Raw genomic sequence first — 14,504 nt, 5'->3', positions numbered from 1 at the left:
GGCGTGCCCCGGAAGGCGGAACCGAAAGGAGCCCGGGGCGTTCGCCCCGGGCCCCGCCCGTGTCTGCTGTCTGCGGACCCGTCAGGCCAGCTGGACGACCGCGCGGGACATCCCCAGCACCTTCTGGCCGCCGGAGGTCGCCACCAGGTCGACCCGGACCTTGCGGTCCTCCAGCAGGGCCGCCACCTTGCCGGTGACCTCGATCACGGCGCCGGCCCCGTCGTTGGGGACGGGCACGGGCCGGGTGAAGCGCACGCCGTACTCGACGACCGCGCCGGGGTCGCCCAGCCAGTCGGTGACCACCCGGATCGCCTCGGCCATGGTGAACATGCCGTGCGCGATGACGTCGGGCAGGCCGACCTCGACCGCGAACTTCTCGTTCCAGTGGATGGGGTTGAAGTCGCCCGAGGCGCCCGCGTACTGCACGAGTGTGGCGCGGGTCACCGGGAAGGAGCGGGCCGGCAGTTCGGTACCGACCTGGACCTCGTCGAAGCTGATCGCCATCGTGCTACTCCCCCGCCTCGTCGGCGGCCCGGGCCACCAGGGTCATCAATGAGGTGACCACGTGCTCACCGCTGCCGTCCGACACCTCGCCACGCACCGTCAGCACGTCGTTCCCGGCGAGCGACTTGATGGCGTCGATGCTGATCAGGACGGAGAGCCGGTCGCCGGCCCGGACCGGGCGGGTGTAGACGAACTTCTGGTCGCCGTGCACCACCCGGGTGAAGTCCAGCCCGAGCTCCGGGTCCTCGACCACCTGGGCGGCGGCCCGATAGGTGATCAGGAACGGGAAGGTCGGCGGGGCGATCACGTCCGGGTGTCCGAACGACTTGGCCGCCTCCTCGTCCCGGTAGACGGGGTTGTCGTCGCCCACGGCGGCGGCGAATTCGCGGATCTTCTCCCGGCCGACCTCGTAGGGCTCGGTGGGCGGATACGTCCGCCCGATGAAAGCGGGGTCGAGCGGCATGGGCCGACTCCTCCGATGTCCGGTGGATCTGGGGCAGAAAAAACTCCGGGCCGCACCCCTTGGAGGGGGTACGGCCCGGAGTCTATAGACCTGATTCACGCAGGCCCGACGACACCTTTACGGGGTCAGCGGGTCTCGCGGTGCGCGGTGTGCGAGTTGCAGCGGGGGCAGTGCTTCTTCATCTCAAGACGGTCCGGGTCGTTACGCCGGTTCTTCTTGGTGATGTAGTTCCGCTCCTTGCACTCCACGCAGGCCAGCGTGATCTTCGGGCGGACATCGGTGGCAGCCACGGGAGTGCCTTCCTTGGACAATGAATAAGAACACAACAAGAGTAGCCGACCGGGAGATCTCGCTCCCGACCGACTACGCGGGGTAGCGGTGACCGGACTTGAACCGGTGACACAGCGATTATGAGCCGCTTGCTCTACCAGCTGAGCTACACCGCCACGGTGACCTCATGCCGGCCGAAGCTGACAATCCTTCACCAGAGCCCCCATGCGGAATCGAACCGCAGACCTTCTCCTTACCATGGAGACGCTCTACCGACTGAGCTATAGGGGCGAACGAGGAAGAGATTACACGGTTCACGGCCAGAGGTGAAATCCATTGGCCGACCGGAAGATCGCAGGTCGGCGGCTCGCACGCACCACCGATCGACGTCCAGTCGTTCGACCGGCCTGCGAAGCCCCACCCGACACGGCGCAGGCCCGCCTCCCCCCGCCGCGACCCGCCGCGCCTTAGGCTCGACCCCCAGCGATCTTGCCTGCGATCTCGCCTGTCACCAGCCCCTCCCGCCGCTCCGGCGGGGCCGGGGAAAGCGGGAAGGAGTCTGCCGATGGCCGCGGACAGCACACCCGCCGACGGGCCGCACCCCGACCGCGGCCCGGCCGCCAACCCCCTGGGGCACGGCCCCGTCCTGCTGCTCGCCGGAGCCCGGCTCGCCGACGGACGGGTGGCCGACGTCCGCATCAGCGGCGACCGGATCCAGGCCGTCGGCGCGGCCGGCAGCCTCGGCCCGCTGACCGCCCCGCCCGGCGGCCCCACCGCCACCACGGGCGCCCGGATCGACCTGACGGGCTACCTGCTGCTGCCCGCCCCGGCCGAGCCGCACGCCCACTACGACGTCGCCTTCACCACCGCCGTGCCGAAGGGGGCCACCACGGCCCCCGAGACGGCCGCCGCGCTGATCACCCGGGCCACCGAGGCCGCCCTCACCTCGCTCGGCTACGGCGCCACCGCCCAGCGCACCCACGTCCGGATCGGCGACACGTACGGGCTGCGCCGGCTGGAGGCCGTCCTCACGGCCCGCCAGACCCTGCGCGGCCTGGCCGAACTCCAGGCCGTCGCGATGCCCGGGCTGCTCACCGGCCTCGCCGGGGCGGACGGGCGGGCGCAGTTGCGCGAGGCCCTCCGGCTCGGCGCGAACGCGGTCGGCGGCTGCCCCGACCTCGACCCGGACCCGGCGGGCTACGTCCAGGTGCTGCTGGAGGCCGCCCGGGAGGCGGACTGCCCCGTCGACCTGCACACCGACGGCGCCGACCCGGCCGCCCTCGCCCGGCTGGCCGCGGCGCTGGCCCCGCTGCGACCGCGGGTCACCCTCGGCCCGTGCAGCGCGATGGGCCCGGACGGCCCCGGCCTGCTGGCGGCCGCGGGCATCCGGGTGGTCTGCCTGCCGCAGAACGGCTGCTGCACCGGCATCGGGGGCCGCCCGGCCGGCCTGAATCCGGCCCTGGTGGCCGGGTTGGCGAACGCCAGGACGCTGCCCGCCGCCGGCAGCGGCTCCCTGCGCGACCCGGCGAACCCGGCCGGCCGGGCCGACCCGCTGGAGGCCGCCTACCTGCTGTCGGCGGGCGGCGGAATGAGCGTGGAGTCCGCGTACGACGCCGTCGCCAACCAGGCCAGGGCGGTGCTCGGCCTGCCGCCCGTCCGGGTCGAGGCGGGCTTTCCCGCCGAGCTGCTGGCGGTGCGCGGCGACAGTCTCGCGGGCGCCCTGGCCGGCGGCCACAGCCGGCTGGTCGTGCACAGCGGACGGATCGTCAGCAGGACCAGCGCCGTACGGGAGTTCGCCGACGCCGTCACGCTCGCACTGCCCCGCCAGGGCACCCCCGGGTAGTCCGCCCCAGGAGGCCCGCAGCGGACGCCCTGGGGCACCGTCAGACGTTCTCGGGCGCCGGCAGCTTCTCGTGCTCCGAGCGCCCGGCGGGCTCGCCGCGGCGCACCGCGCCCGGGGCCCGGCGGGAGGGGTGGTCGGCCCGGCTGGAGGAGGACAGCTGCCAGGGCACGCTGATCACCATCACACCCGGCGTGAACAGCAGCCGGCTCTTCAGCCACAGCGCCGACTGGTTGTGCAGCAGGTGCTCCCACCAGTGCCCGACCACGTACTCCGGGATGAACACGGCCACGGCGTCCCGCGGGCTGGTGCGCCGGTACTCGCGGACGTACCCGACGACCGGCCTGGTGATCTCCCGGTACGGCGAGTCGAGGACCTTCAGCGGCACCTGGACGTCGAGTTCGTCCCACTGCCCCTTCAGCTCCTCGGTGGCCTCCCGCTCGACCTCGACGGTCAGCGCCTCCAGGGTGTCCGGCCGGAACGCCTGGGCGTAGCCCAGCGCCCGCAGGGTGGGCTTGTGCAGCTTGGAGACCAGCACGATGCCGTGCACCTTGGACGGCCGGACGGACTCGGCCTGCGGGTCGTCGACGGCCAGCTCCGACGCCACGCCGTCGTAGTGCCGGCGGATGCCGCGCATCATCACGAACAGCACGATCGCGGCGACCACGGCCAGCCAGGCGCCCTGGGTGAACTTGGTGAGCAGCACGATCACCAGCACCAGCGCGGTGGTCACCGCCCCGAAGCCGTTGATGATCCGGGAGCGGTGGGCGGCGCGCCGGACGGAGCCGTCGGCCTCGCCGCCCAGGACGGCGTTCCAGTGCCTCACCATGCCGATCTGGGACAGCGTGAAGGAGGTGAAGACGCCCAGGATGTACAGGTGGATCAGGCTGGTGACGTTCGCGCCGTAGAGCCAGAGCAGGCCGCCGGCCACCACGGCGAGGGCGATGATGCCGTTGGAGAAGGCGAGCCGGTCGCCGCGGGTGTGCAGCTGCCGGGGCAGGTAGCGGTGCTCGGCGAGGATCGAGGCGAGCAGCGGGAAGCCGTTGAAGGCGGTGTTCGCGGCCAGGATCAGGACCAGCGCGGTGGCCGCCTGGATCAGGTAGAACAGGACGCTGTGGTCCCCGCCGAAGATGGCGGCGGCCAGCTGGGCGATCACGGTCTGCTGCGGCGCGGTGTGGCAGTCCCCCGGGAACCCGGTGAGCCGGCAGGCGTCGTCGGTGATGTGGATCTTCGAGATGAGCGCCAGCGCGGTGATGCCGACGAACATCACCACGGCCGTGATGCCCATGACCGCCATCGTGGTCGCCGCGTTCTTCGACTTCGGCCGGCGGAAGGCCGGCACGCCGTTGGAGATCGCCTCGACCCCGGTCAGCGCCGTACAGCCGGACGCGAAGGCCCGCAGCGCCAGCATCAGCAGCCCGAGCCCCGCCAGCGTGTCCTTGCCGTCGACCGGGACGATGCCGTAGGCCGCGCTGGAGGCCACCGGGGCGTGCCCGAAGGCGACCCGGACCAGCCCGGTGACCACCATCAGCATGATCCCGCTGATGAACAGGTACGTCGGCGCGGCGAAGGCGTTCCCGGACTCCCGTACGCCGCGGAGGTTCATCGCGGCGAGCAGGGCCACGAACACGACCGCCATCACGACCCGGTAGTCGGCCAGGCTCGGCAGCGCCGAGATGATGTTGTCCACGCCGGACGCCACCGACACCGCGACCGTCATCACGTAGTCGACCAGCAGTGAGGCCGCCACCACCAGGCCCGACTTGGCCCCGAGATTGGTGGACACCACCTCGTAGGAGCCGCCGCCGCTGGGGTACGCGTGGACGACCTGGCGGTAGGACATCACCACGACGGCCATCAGCGCGACGACGCCCGCGGCGACCCACGGGGTCAGGTAGAGGAACGCGGTGCCGCCGACGGTGAGCACCAGCAGGATCTCCTGCGTGGCGTACGCCACCGAGGAGAGCGGGTCGGACGCGAAGATCGGCAGCGCGAGCCGCTTGGGCAGCAGCGTCTCGCCCAGCTCCTCGCTGCGCATGGCCCGGCCGATCACGAGACGCTTGAGCGCCTGGGGGAGGTTGAACACACGGGCGAGCGTATGCGGGCCGGCCCCGTCGGCAACCGGTCCTCCCGGGGTGTCGCGGAGGCGTTCCCGGCCGAGCCCGCCGCTCGTCCTCGCAGGTCATAGCCCTGCCGGCGTAATGGCACTGGTCCATCCGGCGGCGCCGCGGGCCCCCGCCCGGACATCGCCGGGAGGTGCCGGAGCAATCAGTCGTACGGTCCAATCCCGGCGGTTGGCGGGCCTTCCGGCGCACCGCGCCCTGACACGGGCTCACGAGGTCGGGGGCGGGCGGGCCGGACGTCCCGGCGGGTGCCGGTTGGGAAGACGATCAGCTCGTACGGAGGGACTCCGGCGAGCGCGGCGGCGCACCGGGACTGTCTCGGCGGGGAGGCTGACGGGCCCGACCCGCCCCTGACGAAACACTCTGATGCCATAAGGATGTAATTGCAAGTGATGCGCAATAGTGTTGCCCGAGCACGCCGGACCGCCTCCCACCGCACGGACTAGGAGCCCCGCCCCATGGGTCAGTACACCCTCCCCGACCTCGCCTACGACTACTCCGCACTCGAAGCGGCGATGACCGGCGAGATCCTGGAACTGCACCACTCCAAGCACCACGCCGCCTACGTCAAGGGCGCCAACGACACCCTGGAGCAGCTCGCCGAGGCCCGCGAGAAGGAGCAGTTCGGCGGCCTGGTCGGCCTGCAGAAGACGCTCGCCTTCCACCTCTCCGGCCACGTCCTGCACTCGCTCTTCTGGGAGAACCTCTCCCCGGACGGCGGCGACCGCCCCGACGGCGCCCTCGCCGACGCCATCGAGGAGCACCTCGGCGGCTTCGAGTCCTTCAGGAAGCAGCTCACCGCCGCCACCGTCGGCGTCCAGGGCTCCGGCTGGGGCATCCTCTCCTGGGAGCCGCTCGGCCGGCGCCTGATCGTCGAGCAGGTCTACGACCACCACGGCAACGTCGGCCAGGGCACCACTCCGCTGCTCGCCTTCGACGCCTGGGAGCACGCCTACTACCTGCAGTACAAGAACGTCCGCCCCGACTACGTCACCAAGCTCTGGGACGTCGTCAACTGGAACGACGTCTCCGCCCGCTTCACCGCCGCCCAGGGCGCCTGACACCACGGCCGGCGGGGCGTCCACTCCCGGGCGCCCCGCCCCTGCCGCCGCCCCACGCCGGGCCCCTGCGGCGGGCACACGAAAGCGGCCCCTGACTTGCGTTTCCGCAGGTCAGGGGCCGTTCGTTATCCGGTGGCTGGTGTAGGGTTCGAACCTACGTAGGCTATGCCGGCAGATTTACAGTCTGCTCCCTTTGGCCGCTCGGGCAACCAGCCAGGGATTCGTCTCGCGGGGCTCGCCCCGTTCGACTGGGTAAACCTTACCCGATGACCGGGGGTGCTCCGCCACTCCGTTGACCACGCGATGATCAAGCGCCGGGTGCGGCTGTCGGCGGCGACGACGGGGGCTTGCTGGATAGGCTGGGGAGGTGGCCTGCCCGGTGGGGCGGGCCCGTGTCAGTGCAGCCAGAGCATCAAGGAGACCAAGACACCATGGCCGACTCCAGTTTCGACATCGTCTCGAAGGTCGATTGGCAGGAGGTCGACAACGCGATCAACCAGACCTCCCGCGAGATCGCCACCCGCTTCGACTTCAAGAACGTCGGCGGCGAGGTCAAGCGGTCGGGCGAGAAGATCGAGATGAAGGCCAACGGCGAGGAGCGCGTCAAGGCGATCCTGGACGTGCTGAAGGACAAGTTCATCAAGCGCGGCCTGTCCCTGAAGGCGCTGGACGCGGCCGAGCCGCAGCTGTCCGGCAAGGAGTACAAGATCTTCGCGGACATCAAGGAAGGCATCACGCAGGACGATGCCAAGAAGGTCGCGAAGATCATCCGGGACGAGGGCCCCAAGGGCGTGAAGGCCCAGGTGCAGGGTGACGAGCTGCGCGTCAGCTCGAAGAGCCGGGACGACCTGCAGACCATCCAGGCCCTGCTCAAGGGCAAGGACCTGGAGTTCGCGATCCAGTTCGTGAACTACCGCTGACCGCGGACCACCCCTGACGCGCACCGCCGGACGCGGTGCCGCGCACCAACGCCGGAGTCCCGGCCCGAGGCGCCTCGGGCCGGGACTCCGGCGTTGGTGCGCGGCACCGCGTCCGGCGGTGCGCGTCAGGGGTGGTCCGCGGTCAGCGGTAGTTCACGAACTGGATCGCGAACTCCAGGTCCTTGCCCTTGAGCAGGGCCTGGATGGTCTGCAGGTCGTCCCGGCTCTTCGAGCTGACGCGCAGCTCGTCACCCTGCACCTGGGCCTTCACGCCCTTGGGGCCCTCGTCCCGGATGATCTTCGCGACCTTCTTGGCATCGTCCTGCGTGATGCCTTCCTTGATGTCCGCGAAGATCTTGTACTCCTTGCCGGACAGCTGCGGCTCGGCCGCGTCCAGCGCCTTCAGGGACAGGCCGCGCTTGATGAACTTGTCCTTCAGCACGTCCAGGATCGCCTTGACGCGCTCCTCGCCGTTGGCCTTCATCTCGATCTTCTCGCCCGACCGCTTGACCTCGCCGCCGACGTTCTTGAAGTCGAAGCGGGTGGCGATCTCGCGGGAGGTCTGGTTGATCGCGTTGTCGACCTCCTGCCAATCGACCTTCGAGACGATGTCGAAACTGGAGTCGGCCATGGTGTCTTGGTCTCCTTGATGCTCTGGCTGCACTGACACGGGCCCGCCCCACCGGGCAGGCCACCTCCCCAGCCTATCCAGCAAGCCCCCGTCGTCGCCGCCGACAGCCGCACCCGGCGCTTGATCATCGCGTGGTCAACGGAGTGGCGGAGCACCCCCGGTCATCGGGTAAGGTTTACCCAGTCGAACGGGGCGAGCCCCGCGAGACGAATCCCTGGCTGGTTGCCCGAGCGGCCAAAGGGAGCAGACTGTAAATCTGCCGGCATAGCCTACGTAGGTTCGAACCCTACACCAGCCACCGGATAACGAACGGCCCCTGACCTGCGGAAACGCAAGTCAGGGGCCGCTTTCGTGTGCCCGCCGCAGGGGCCCGGCGTGGGGCGGCGGCAGGGGCGGGGCGCCCGGGAGTGGACGCCCCGCCGGCCGTGGTGTCAGGCGCCCTGGGCGGCGGTGAAGCGGGCGGAGACGTCGTTCCAGTTGACGACGTCCCAGAGCTTGGTGACGTAGTCGGGGCGGACGTTCTTGTACTGCAGGTAGTAGGCGTGCTCCCAGGCGTCGAAGGCGAGCAGCGGAGTGGTGCCCTGGCCGACGTTGCCGTGGTGGTCGTAGACCTGCTCGACGATCAGGCGCCGGCCGAGCGGCTCCCAGGAGAGGATGCCCCAGCCGGAGCCCTGGACGCCGACGGTGGCGGCGGTGAGCTGCTTCCTGAAGGACTCGAAGCCGCCGAGGTGCTCCTCGATGGCGTCGGCGAGGGCGCCGTCGGGGCGGTCGCCGCCGTCCGGGGAGAGGTTCTCCCAGAAGAGCGAGTGCAGGACGTGGCCGGAGAGGTGGAAGGCGAGCGTCTTCTGCAGGCCGACCAGGCCGCCGAACTGCTCCTTCTCGCGGGCCTCGGCGAGCTGCTCCAGGGTGTCGTTGGCGCCCTTGACGTAGGCGGCGTGGTGCTTGGAGTGGTGCAGTTCCAGGATCTCGCCGGTCATCGCCGCTTCGAGTGCGGAGTAGTCGTAGGCGAGGTCGGGGAGGGTGTACTGACCCATGGGGCGGGGCTCCTAGTCCGTGCGGTGGGAGGCGGTCCGGCGTGCTCGGGCAACACTATTGCGCATCACTTGCAATTACATCCTTATGGCATCAGAGTGTTTCGTCAGGGGCGGGTCGGGCCCGTCAGCCTCCCCGCCGAGACAGTCCCGGTGCGCCGCCGCGCTCGCCGGAGTCCCTCCGTACGAGCTGATCGTCTTCCCAACCGGCACCCGCCGGGACGTCCGGCCCGCCCGCCCCCGACCTCGTGAGCCCGTGTCAGGGCGCGGTGCGCCGGAAGGCCCGCCAACCGCCGGGATTGGACCGTACGACTGATTGCTCCGGCACCTCCCGGCGATGTCCGGGCGGGGGCCCGCGGCGCCGCCGGATGGACCAGTGCCATTACGCCGGCAGGGCTATGACCTGCGAGGACGAGCGGCGGGCTCGGCCGGGAACGCCTCCGCGACACCCCGGGAGGACCGGTTGCCGACGGGGCCGGCCCGCATACGCTCGCCCGTGTGTTCAACCTCCCCCAGGCGCTCAAGCGTCTCGTGATCGGCCGGGCCATGCGCAGCGAGGAGCTGGGCGAGACGCTGCTGCCCAAGCGGCTCGCGCTGCCGATCTTCGCGTCCGACCCGCTCTCCTCGGTGGCGTACGCCACGCAGGAGATCCTGCTGGTGCTCACCGTCGGCGGCACCGCGTTCCTCTACCTGACCCCGTGGGTCGCCGCGGGCGTCGTCGCGCTGATGGCCGTCGTGGTGATGTCCTACCGCCAGGTCGTCCACGCGTACCCCAGCGGCGGCGGCTCCTACGAGGTGGTGTCCACCAATCTCGGGGCCAAGTCGGGCCTGGTGGTGGCGGCCTCACTGCTGGTCGACTACGTGATGACGGTCGCGGTGTCGGTGGCGTCCGGCGTGGACAACATCATCTCGGCGCTGCCGAGCCTGGCCGACTACCGGGTCGTGATGGCGGTCGTGTTCGTGGCCCTGCTCGCCGCGATGAACCTCCGCGGCGTACGGGAGTCCGGGAACGCCTTCGCCGCGCCGACGTACCTGTTCATCAGCGGGATCATGCTGATGGTGGTCACCGGGCTGGTCCGGGTCGCCTTCGGGCACGCCCCGGTGGCCTCCAGCGCGGCCTACGGCATCGTCCCGGTCGACGGCAAGGACACGCTGGCGGGGCTCGGGCTGCTGATGCTGGCGCTGCGGGCCTTCGCGTCCGGCTGTACGGCGCTGACCGGGGTCGAGGCGATCTCCAACGGCGTGCCGGCCTTCCGCCGGCCGAAGTCGAAGAACGCGGCGACCACGATGGCGGTCATGGGCATCACGGCCGTGGTGATGTTCGTCGGCATCACCGCGCTGGCGCTCATCTCGAAGATCCACATCACCGACGACGCCTGCCGGCTCACCGGGTTCCCGGGGGACTGCCACACCGCGCCGCAGCAGACCGTGATCGCCCAGCTGGCCGCCGCCATCTTCGGCGGGGACCACAGCGTCCTGTTCTACCTGATCCAGGCGGCCACCGCGCTGGTCCTGATCCTGGCCGCGAACACCGCCTTCAACGGCTTCCCGCTGCTCGCCTCGATCCTCGCCGAGCACCGCTACCTGCCCCGGCAGCTGCACACCCGCGGCGACCGGCTCGCCTTCTCCAACGGCATCATCGCCCTCGCCGTGGTGGCCGGCGGCCTGCTCTGGCTCTACGGCGCGAACGTCACCAGCCTGATCCACCTGTACATCCTGGGCGTCTTCACCTCCTTCACGCTGTCCCAGATCGGCATGGTGAGGCACTGGAACGCCGTCCTGGGCGGCGAGGCCGACGGCTCCGTCCGGCGCGCCGCCCACCGCTCCCGGATCATCAACGGCTTCGGGGCGGTGACCACCGCGCTGGTGCTGGTGATCGTGCTGCTCACCAAGTTCACCCAGGGCGCCTGGCTGGCCGTGGTCGCCGCGATCGTGCTGTTCGTGATGATGCGCGGCATCCGCCGGCACTACGACGGCGTGGCGTCGGAGCTGGCCGTCGACGACCCGCAGGCCGAGTCCGTCCGGCCGTCCAAGGTGCACGGCATCGTGCTGGTCTCCAAGCTGCACAAGCCCACCCTGCGGGCGCTGGGCTACGCCCAGGCGTTCCGGCCGGACACCCTGGAGGCGCTGACCGTCGAGGTCGAGCGGGAGGCCACCGAGGAGCTGAAGGGGCAGTGGGACGAACTCGACGTCCAGGTGCCGCTGAAGGTCCTCGACTCGCCGTACCGGGAGATCACCAGGCCGGTCGTCGGGTACGTCCGCGAGTACCGGCGCACCAGCCCGCGGGACGCCGTGGCCGTGTTCATCCCGGAGTACGTGGTCGGGCACTGGTGGGAGCACCTGCTGCACAACCAGTCGGCGCTGTGGCTGAAGAGCCGGCTGCTGTTCACGCCGGGTGTGATGGTGATCAGCGTGCCCTGGCAGCTGTCCTCCTCCAGCCGGGCCGACCACCCCTCCCGCCGGGCCCCGGGCGCGGTGCGCCGCGGCGAGCCCGCCGGGCGCTCGGAGCACGAGAAGCTGCCGGCGCCCGAGAACGTCTGACGGTGCCCCAGGGCGTCCGCTGCGGGCCTCCTGGGGCGGACTACCCGGGGGTGCCCTGGCGGGGCAGTGCGAGCGTGACGGCGTCGGCGAACTCCCGTACGGCGCTGGTCCTGCTGACGATCCGTCCGCTGTGCACGACCAGCCGGCTGTGGCCGCCGGCCAGGGCGCCCGCGAGACTGTCGCCGCGCACCGCCAGCAGCTCGGCGGGAAAGCCCGCCTCGACCCGGACGGGCGGCAGGCCGAGCACCGCCCTGGCCTGGTTGGCGACGGCGTCGTACGCGGACTCCACGCTCATTCCGCCGCCCGCCGACAGCAGGTAGGCGGCCTCCAGCGGGTCGGCCCGGCCGGCCGGGTTCGCCGGGTCGCGCAGGGAGCCGCTGCCGGCGGCGGGCAGCGTCCTGGCGTTCGCCAACCCGGCCACCAGGGCCGGATTCAGGCCGGCCGGGCGGCCCCCGATGCCGGTGCAGCAGCCGTTCTGCGGCAGGCAGACCACCCGGATGCCCGCGGCCGCCAGCAGGCCGGGGCCGTCCGGGCCCATCGCGCTGCACGGGCCGAGGGTGACCCGCGGTCGCAGCGGGGCCAGCGCCGCGGCCAGCCGGGCGAGGGCGGCCGGGTCGGCGCCGTCGGTGTGCAGGTCGACGGGGCAGTCCGCCTCCCGGGCGGCCTCCAGCAGCACCTGGACGTAGCCCGCCGGGTCCGGGTCGAGGTCGGGGCAGCCGCCGACCGCGTTCGCGCCGAGCCGGAGGGCCTCGCGCAACTGCGCCCGCCCGTCCGCCCCGGCGAGGCCGGTGAGCAGCCCGGGCATCGCGACGGCCTGGAGTTCGGCCAGGCCGCGCAGGGTCTGGCGGGCCGTGAGGACGGCCTCCAGCCGGCGCAGCCCGTACGTGTCGCCGATCCGGACGTGGGTGCGCTGGGCGGTGGCGCCGTAGCCGAGCGAGGTGAGGGCGGCCTCGGTGGCCCGGGTGATCAGCGCGGCGGCCGTCTCGGGGGCCGTGGTGGCCCCCTTCGGCACGGCGGTGGTGAAGGCGACGTCGTAGTGGGCGTGCGGCTCGGCCGGGGCGGGCAGCAGCAGGTAGCCCGTCAGGTCGATCCGGGCGCCCGTGGTGGCGGTGGGGCCGCCGGGCGGGGCGGTCAGCGGGCCGAGGCTGCCGGCCGCGCCGACGGCCTGGATCCGGTCGCCGCTGATGCGGACGTCGGCCACCCGTCCGTCGGCGAGCCGGGCTCCGGCGAGCAGCAGGACGGGGCCGTGCCCCAGGGGGTTGGCGGCCGGGCCGCGGTCGGGGTGCGGCCCGTCGGCGGGTGTGCTGTCCGCGGCCATCGGCAGACTCCTTCCCGCTTTCCCCGGCCCCGCCGGAGCGGCGGGAGGGGCTGGTGACAGGCGAGATCGCAGGCAAGATCGCTGGGGGTCGAGCCTAAGGCGCGGCGGGTCGCGGCGGGGGGAGGCGGGCCTGCGCCGTGTCGGGTGGGGCTTCGCAGGCCGGTCGAACGACTGGACGTCGATCGGTGGTGCGTGCGAGCCGCCGACCTGCGATCTTCCGGTCGGCCAATGGATTTCACCTCTGGCCGTGAACCGTGTAATCTCTTCCTCGTTCGCCCCTATAGCTCAGTCGGTAGAGCGTCTCCATGGTAAGGAGAAGGTCTGCGGTTCGATTCCGCATGGGGGCTCTGGTGAAGGATTGTCAGCTTCGGCCGGCATGAGGTCACCGTGGCGGTGTAGCTCAGCTGGTAGAGCAAGCGGCTCATAATCGCTGTGTCACCGGTTCAAGTCCGGTCACCGCTACCCCGCGTAGTCGGTCGGGAGCGAGATCTCCCGGTCGGCTACTCTTGTTGTGTTCTTATTCATTGTCCAAGGAAGGCACTCCCGTGGCTGCCACCGATGTCCGCCCGAAGATCACGCTGGCCTGCGTGGAGTGCAAGGAGCGGAACTACATCACCAAGAAGAACCGGCGTAACGACCCGGACCGTCTTGAGATGAAGAAGCACTGCCCCCGCTGCAACTCGCACACCGCGCACCGCGAGACCCGCTGACCCCGTAAAGGTGTCGTCGGGCCTGCGTGAATCAGGTCTATAGACTCCGGGCCGTACCCCCTCCAAGGGGTGCGGCCCGGAGTTTTTTCTGCCCCAGATCCACCGGACATCGGAGGAGTCGGCCCATGCCGCTCGACCCCGCTTTCATCGGGCGGACGTATCCGCCCACCGAGCCCTACGAGGTCGGCCGGGAGAAGATCCGCGAATTCGCCGCCGCCGTGGGCGACGACAACCCCGTCTACCGGGACGAGGAGGCGGCCAAGTCGTTCGGACACCCGGACGTGATCGCCCCGCCGACCTTCCCGTTCCTGATCACCTATCGGGCCGCCGCCCAGGTGGTCGAGGACCCGGAGCTCGGGCTGGACTTCACCCGGGTGGTGCACGGCGACCAGAAGTTCGTCTACACCCGCCCGGTCCGGGCCGGCGACCGGCTCTCCGTCCTGATCAGCATCGACGCCATCAAGTCGCTCGCCGGGAACGACGTGCTGACGGTGCGTGGCGAGGTGTCGGACGGCAGCGGTGAGCACGTGGTCACCTCATTGATGACCCTGGTGGCCCGGGCCGCCGACGAGGCGGGGGAGTAGCACGATGGCGATCAGCTTCGACGAGGTCCAGGTCGGTACCGAACTGCCGGCCCGCTCCTTCCCGGTGACCCGCGCCACACTCGTGCAGTACGCGGGCGCCTCGGGCGACTTCAACCCCATCCACTGGAACGAGAAGTTCGCGGTCGAGGTCGGCCTGCCCGACGTCATCGCGCACGGCATGTTCACCATGGCCGAGGCGATCCGGGTGGTCACCGACTGGCTGGGCGACCCCGGCGCGGTCGTCGAGTACGGCGTGCGCTTCACCCGGCCCGTGCCCGTCCCCAACGACGGGGCCGGCGCCGTGATCGAGGTCACCGGCAAGGTGGCGGCCCTGCTGGAGGACCGCAAGGTCCGGGTCGACCTGGTGGCGACCTCCGGCGGCCAGAAGGTGCTGGGGATGTCCCGCGCGGTCGTCCAGCTGGCCTGACGGGTCCGCAGACAGCAGACACGGGCGGGGCCCGGGGCGAACGCCCCGGGCTCCTTTCGGTTCCGCCTTCCGGGGCACGCC

Annotated in this window: 14 protein-coding genes and 6 tRNA genes; 10 read left to right on the top strand and 10 right to left on the bottom strand. The window is 71.2% G+C overall.

All coding sequences use genetic code 11. The features are described from left to right. Positions 1 to 81 precede the first annotated feature (81 nt). The 5 genes from ACFUK0_RS36340 to ACFUK0_RS36320 all read right to left on the bottom strand — a co-directional run bounded on the left by ACFUK0_RS36340 (position 82) and on the right by ACFUK0_RS36320 (position 1,528). Positions 82 to 504 (bottom strand): MaoC family dehydratase, encoded by a 423-nt coding sequence (locus ACFUK0_RS36340; RefSeq protein WP_380257608.1) that lies wholly within the window; start codon positions 502 to 504, stop codon positions 82 to 84. Between the two features lie 4 nt (positions 505 to 508). Beyond that, complete coding sequence (locus ACFUK0_RS36335; RefSeq protein WP_380257610.1) at positions 509 to 967, bottom strand: MaoC family dehydratase N-terminal domain-containing protein; 459 nt, start codon at positions 965 to 967, stop codon at positions 509 to 511. A 125-nt stretch (positions 968 to 1,092) separates the two neighbouring features. Continuing rightward, the gene (gene rpmG, locus ACFUK0_RS36330; RefSeq protein ID WP_006604855.1) at positions 1,093 to 1,257 is read right to left on the bottom strand and encodes a 50S ribosomal protein L33; all 165 of its coding nucleotides are present in this window, start codon (positions 1,255 to 1,257) and stop codon (positions 1,093 to 1,095) included. Positions 1,258 to 1,340: 83 nt separating this feature from the next. Further along, a tRNA-Met gene (locus ACFUK0_RS36325) sits at positions 1,341 to 1,413 on the bottom strand. 42 nt (positions 1,414 to 1,455) lie between these two features. Continuing rightward, positions 1,456 to 1,528 (bottom strand) — tRNA-Thr (locus ACFUK0_RS36320). 274 nt (positions 1,529 to 1,802) lie between these two features. On the opposite strand from ACFUK0_RS36320, the gene ACFUK0_RS36315 reads away from it, so the two are divergent. Then, positions 1,803 to 3,080: a hydrolase gene (locus ACFUK0_RS36315; protein ID WP_380257612.1), complete on the top strand. Its 1,278-nt coding sequence runs from the start codon at positions 1,803 to 1,805 to the stop codon at positions 3,078 to 3,080. Positions 3,081 to 3,120: 40 nt separating this feature from the next. Here ACFUK0_RS36315 and ACFUK0_RS36310 read toward each other — a convergent pair whose 3' ends face one another. Beyond that, positions 3,121 to 5,163, bottom strand: a complete 2,043-nt coding sequence (locus ACFUK0_RS36310; protein ID WP_380257614.1) for an APC family permease — start codon at positions 5,161 to 5,163, stop codon at positions 3,121 to 3,123. Positions 5,164 to 5,658: 495 nt separating this feature from the next. Here ACFUK0_RS36310 and ACFUK0_RS36305 point away from each other — a divergent pair, with 495 nt between their 5' ends. Then, positions 5,659 to 6,261, top strand: coding sequence for a superoxide dismutase (locus tag ACFUK0_RS36305; protein WP_380257616.1), 603 nt, complete (start codon positions 5,659 to 5,661; stop codon positions 6,259 to 6,261). A 133-nt stretch (positions 6,262 to 6,394) separates the two neighbouring features. Here the strand turns inward: ACFUK0_RS36305 and ACFUK0_RS36300 are convergent. Beyond that, positions 6,395 to 6,476: transfer RNA gene (locus tag ACFUK0_RS36300), tRNA-Tyr, on the bottom strand. 216 nt (positions 6,477 to 6,692) lie between these two features. Here ACFUK0_RS36300 and ACFUK0_RS36295 point away from each other — a divergent pair. Beyond that, the gene (locus ACFUK0_RS36295; RefSeq protein ID WP_380257618.1) at positions 6,693 to 7,181 is read left to right on the top strand and encodes a YajQ family cyclic di-GMP-binding protein; all 489 of its coding nucleotides are present in this window, start codon (positions 6,693 to 6,695) and stop codon (positions 7,179 to 7,181) included. 142 nt (positions 7,182 to 7,323) lie between these two features. Here ACFUK0_RS36295 and ACFUK0_RS36290 read toward each other — a convergent pair whose 3' ends face one another. Beyond that, on the bottom strand, positions 7,324 to 7,812 hold the full coding sequence (locus ACFUK0_RS36290; protein WP_380257618.1) for a YajQ family cyclic di-GMP-binding protein: 489 nt from the start codon (positions 7,810 to 7,812) through the stop codon (positions 7,324 to 7,326). A gap of 216 nt (positions 7,813 to 8,028) precedes the next feature. On the opposite strand from ACFUK0_RS36290, the gene ACFUK0_RS36285 reads away from it, so the two are divergent. Next, positions 8,029 to 8,110: transfer RNA gene (locus tag ACFUK0_RS36285), tRNA-Tyr, on the top strand. Between the two features lie 133 nt (positions 8,111 to 8,243). Here the strand turns inward: ACFUK0_RS36285 and ACFUK0_RS36280 are convergent. Then, positions 8,244 to 8,846, bottom strand: coding sequence for a superoxide dismutase (locus ACFUK0_RS36280; RefSeq protein ID WP_380257616.1), 603 nt, complete (start codon positions 8,844 to 8,846; stop codon positions 8,244 to 8,246). Positions 8,847 to 9,341: 495 nt separating this feature from the next. Between ACFUK0_RS36280 and ACFUK0_RS36275 the strand changes: the two genes are divergently transcribed. Beyond that, positions 9,342 to 11,384 (top strand): APC family permease, encoded by a 2,043-nt coding sequence (locus tag ACFUK0_RS36275; protein WP_380257614.1) that lies wholly within the window; start codon positions 9,342 to 9,344, stop codon positions 11,382 to 11,384. A 40-nt stretch (positions 11,385 to 11,424) separates the two neighbouring features. On the opposite strand, the gene ACFUK0_RS36270 is transcribed toward ACFUK0_RS36275, so the two are convergent. Then, positions 11,425 to 12,702 carry a hydrolase gene (locus ACFUK0_RS36270; RefSeq protein ID WP_380257612.1) on the bottom strand — a complete coding sequence of 426 codons (1,278 nt, stop codon included), beginning with the start codon at positions 12,700 to 12,702 and terminating at the stop codon, positions 11,425 to 11,427. A gap of 274 nt (positions 12,703 to 12,976) precedes the next feature. On the opposite strand from ACFUK0_RS36270, the gene ACFUK0_RS36265 reads away from it, so the two are divergent. From ACFUK0_RS36265 to ACFUK0_RS36245, 5 genes are all read left to right on the top strand, one after another. Beyond that, positions 12,977 to 13,049, top strand: a tRNA-Thr gene (locus tag ACFUK0_RS36265). Positions 13,050 to 13,091: 42 nt separating this feature from the next. Continuing rightward, positions 13,092 to 13,164, top strand: a tRNA-Met gene (locus ACFUK0_RS36260). An 83-nt stretch (positions 13,165 to 13,247) separates the two neighbouring features. After that, positions 13,248 to 13,412 carry a 50S ribosomal protein L33 gene (gene rpmG, locus ACFUK0_RS36255; protein WP_006604855.1) on the top strand — a complete coding sequence of 55 codons (165 nt, stop codon included), beginning with the start codon at positions 13,248 to 13,250 and terminating at the stop codon, positions 13,410 to 13,412. A gap of 125 nt (positions 13,413 to 13,537) precedes the next feature. Continuing rightward, positions 13,538 to 13,996 (top strand): MaoC family dehydratase N-terminal domain-containing protein, encoded by a 459-nt coding sequence (locus ACFUK0_RS36250; protein WP_380257610.1) that lies wholly within the window; start codon positions 13,538 to 13,540, stop codon positions 13,994 to 13,996. A gap of 4 nt (positions 13,997 to 14,000) precedes the next feature. Next, positions 14,001 to 14,423 (top strand): MaoC family dehydratase, encoded by a 423-nt coding sequence (locus ACFUK0_RS36245; RefSeq protein ID WP_380257608.1) that lies wholly within the window; start codon positions 14,001 to 14,003, stop codon positions 14,421 to 14,423. The last annotated feature ends 81 nt before the right edge of the window (positions 14,424 to 14,504 follow it).

It is taken from the genome of Kitasatospora sp. NPDC057223, from assembly GCF_042669755.1.
In the GTDB taxonomy this organism is placed as follows: domain Bacteria; phylum Actinomycetota; class Actinomycetes; order Streptomycetales; family Streptomycetaceae; genus Kitasatospora.
This window is presented reverse-complemented; position numbering and strand designations above follow the sequence as displayed.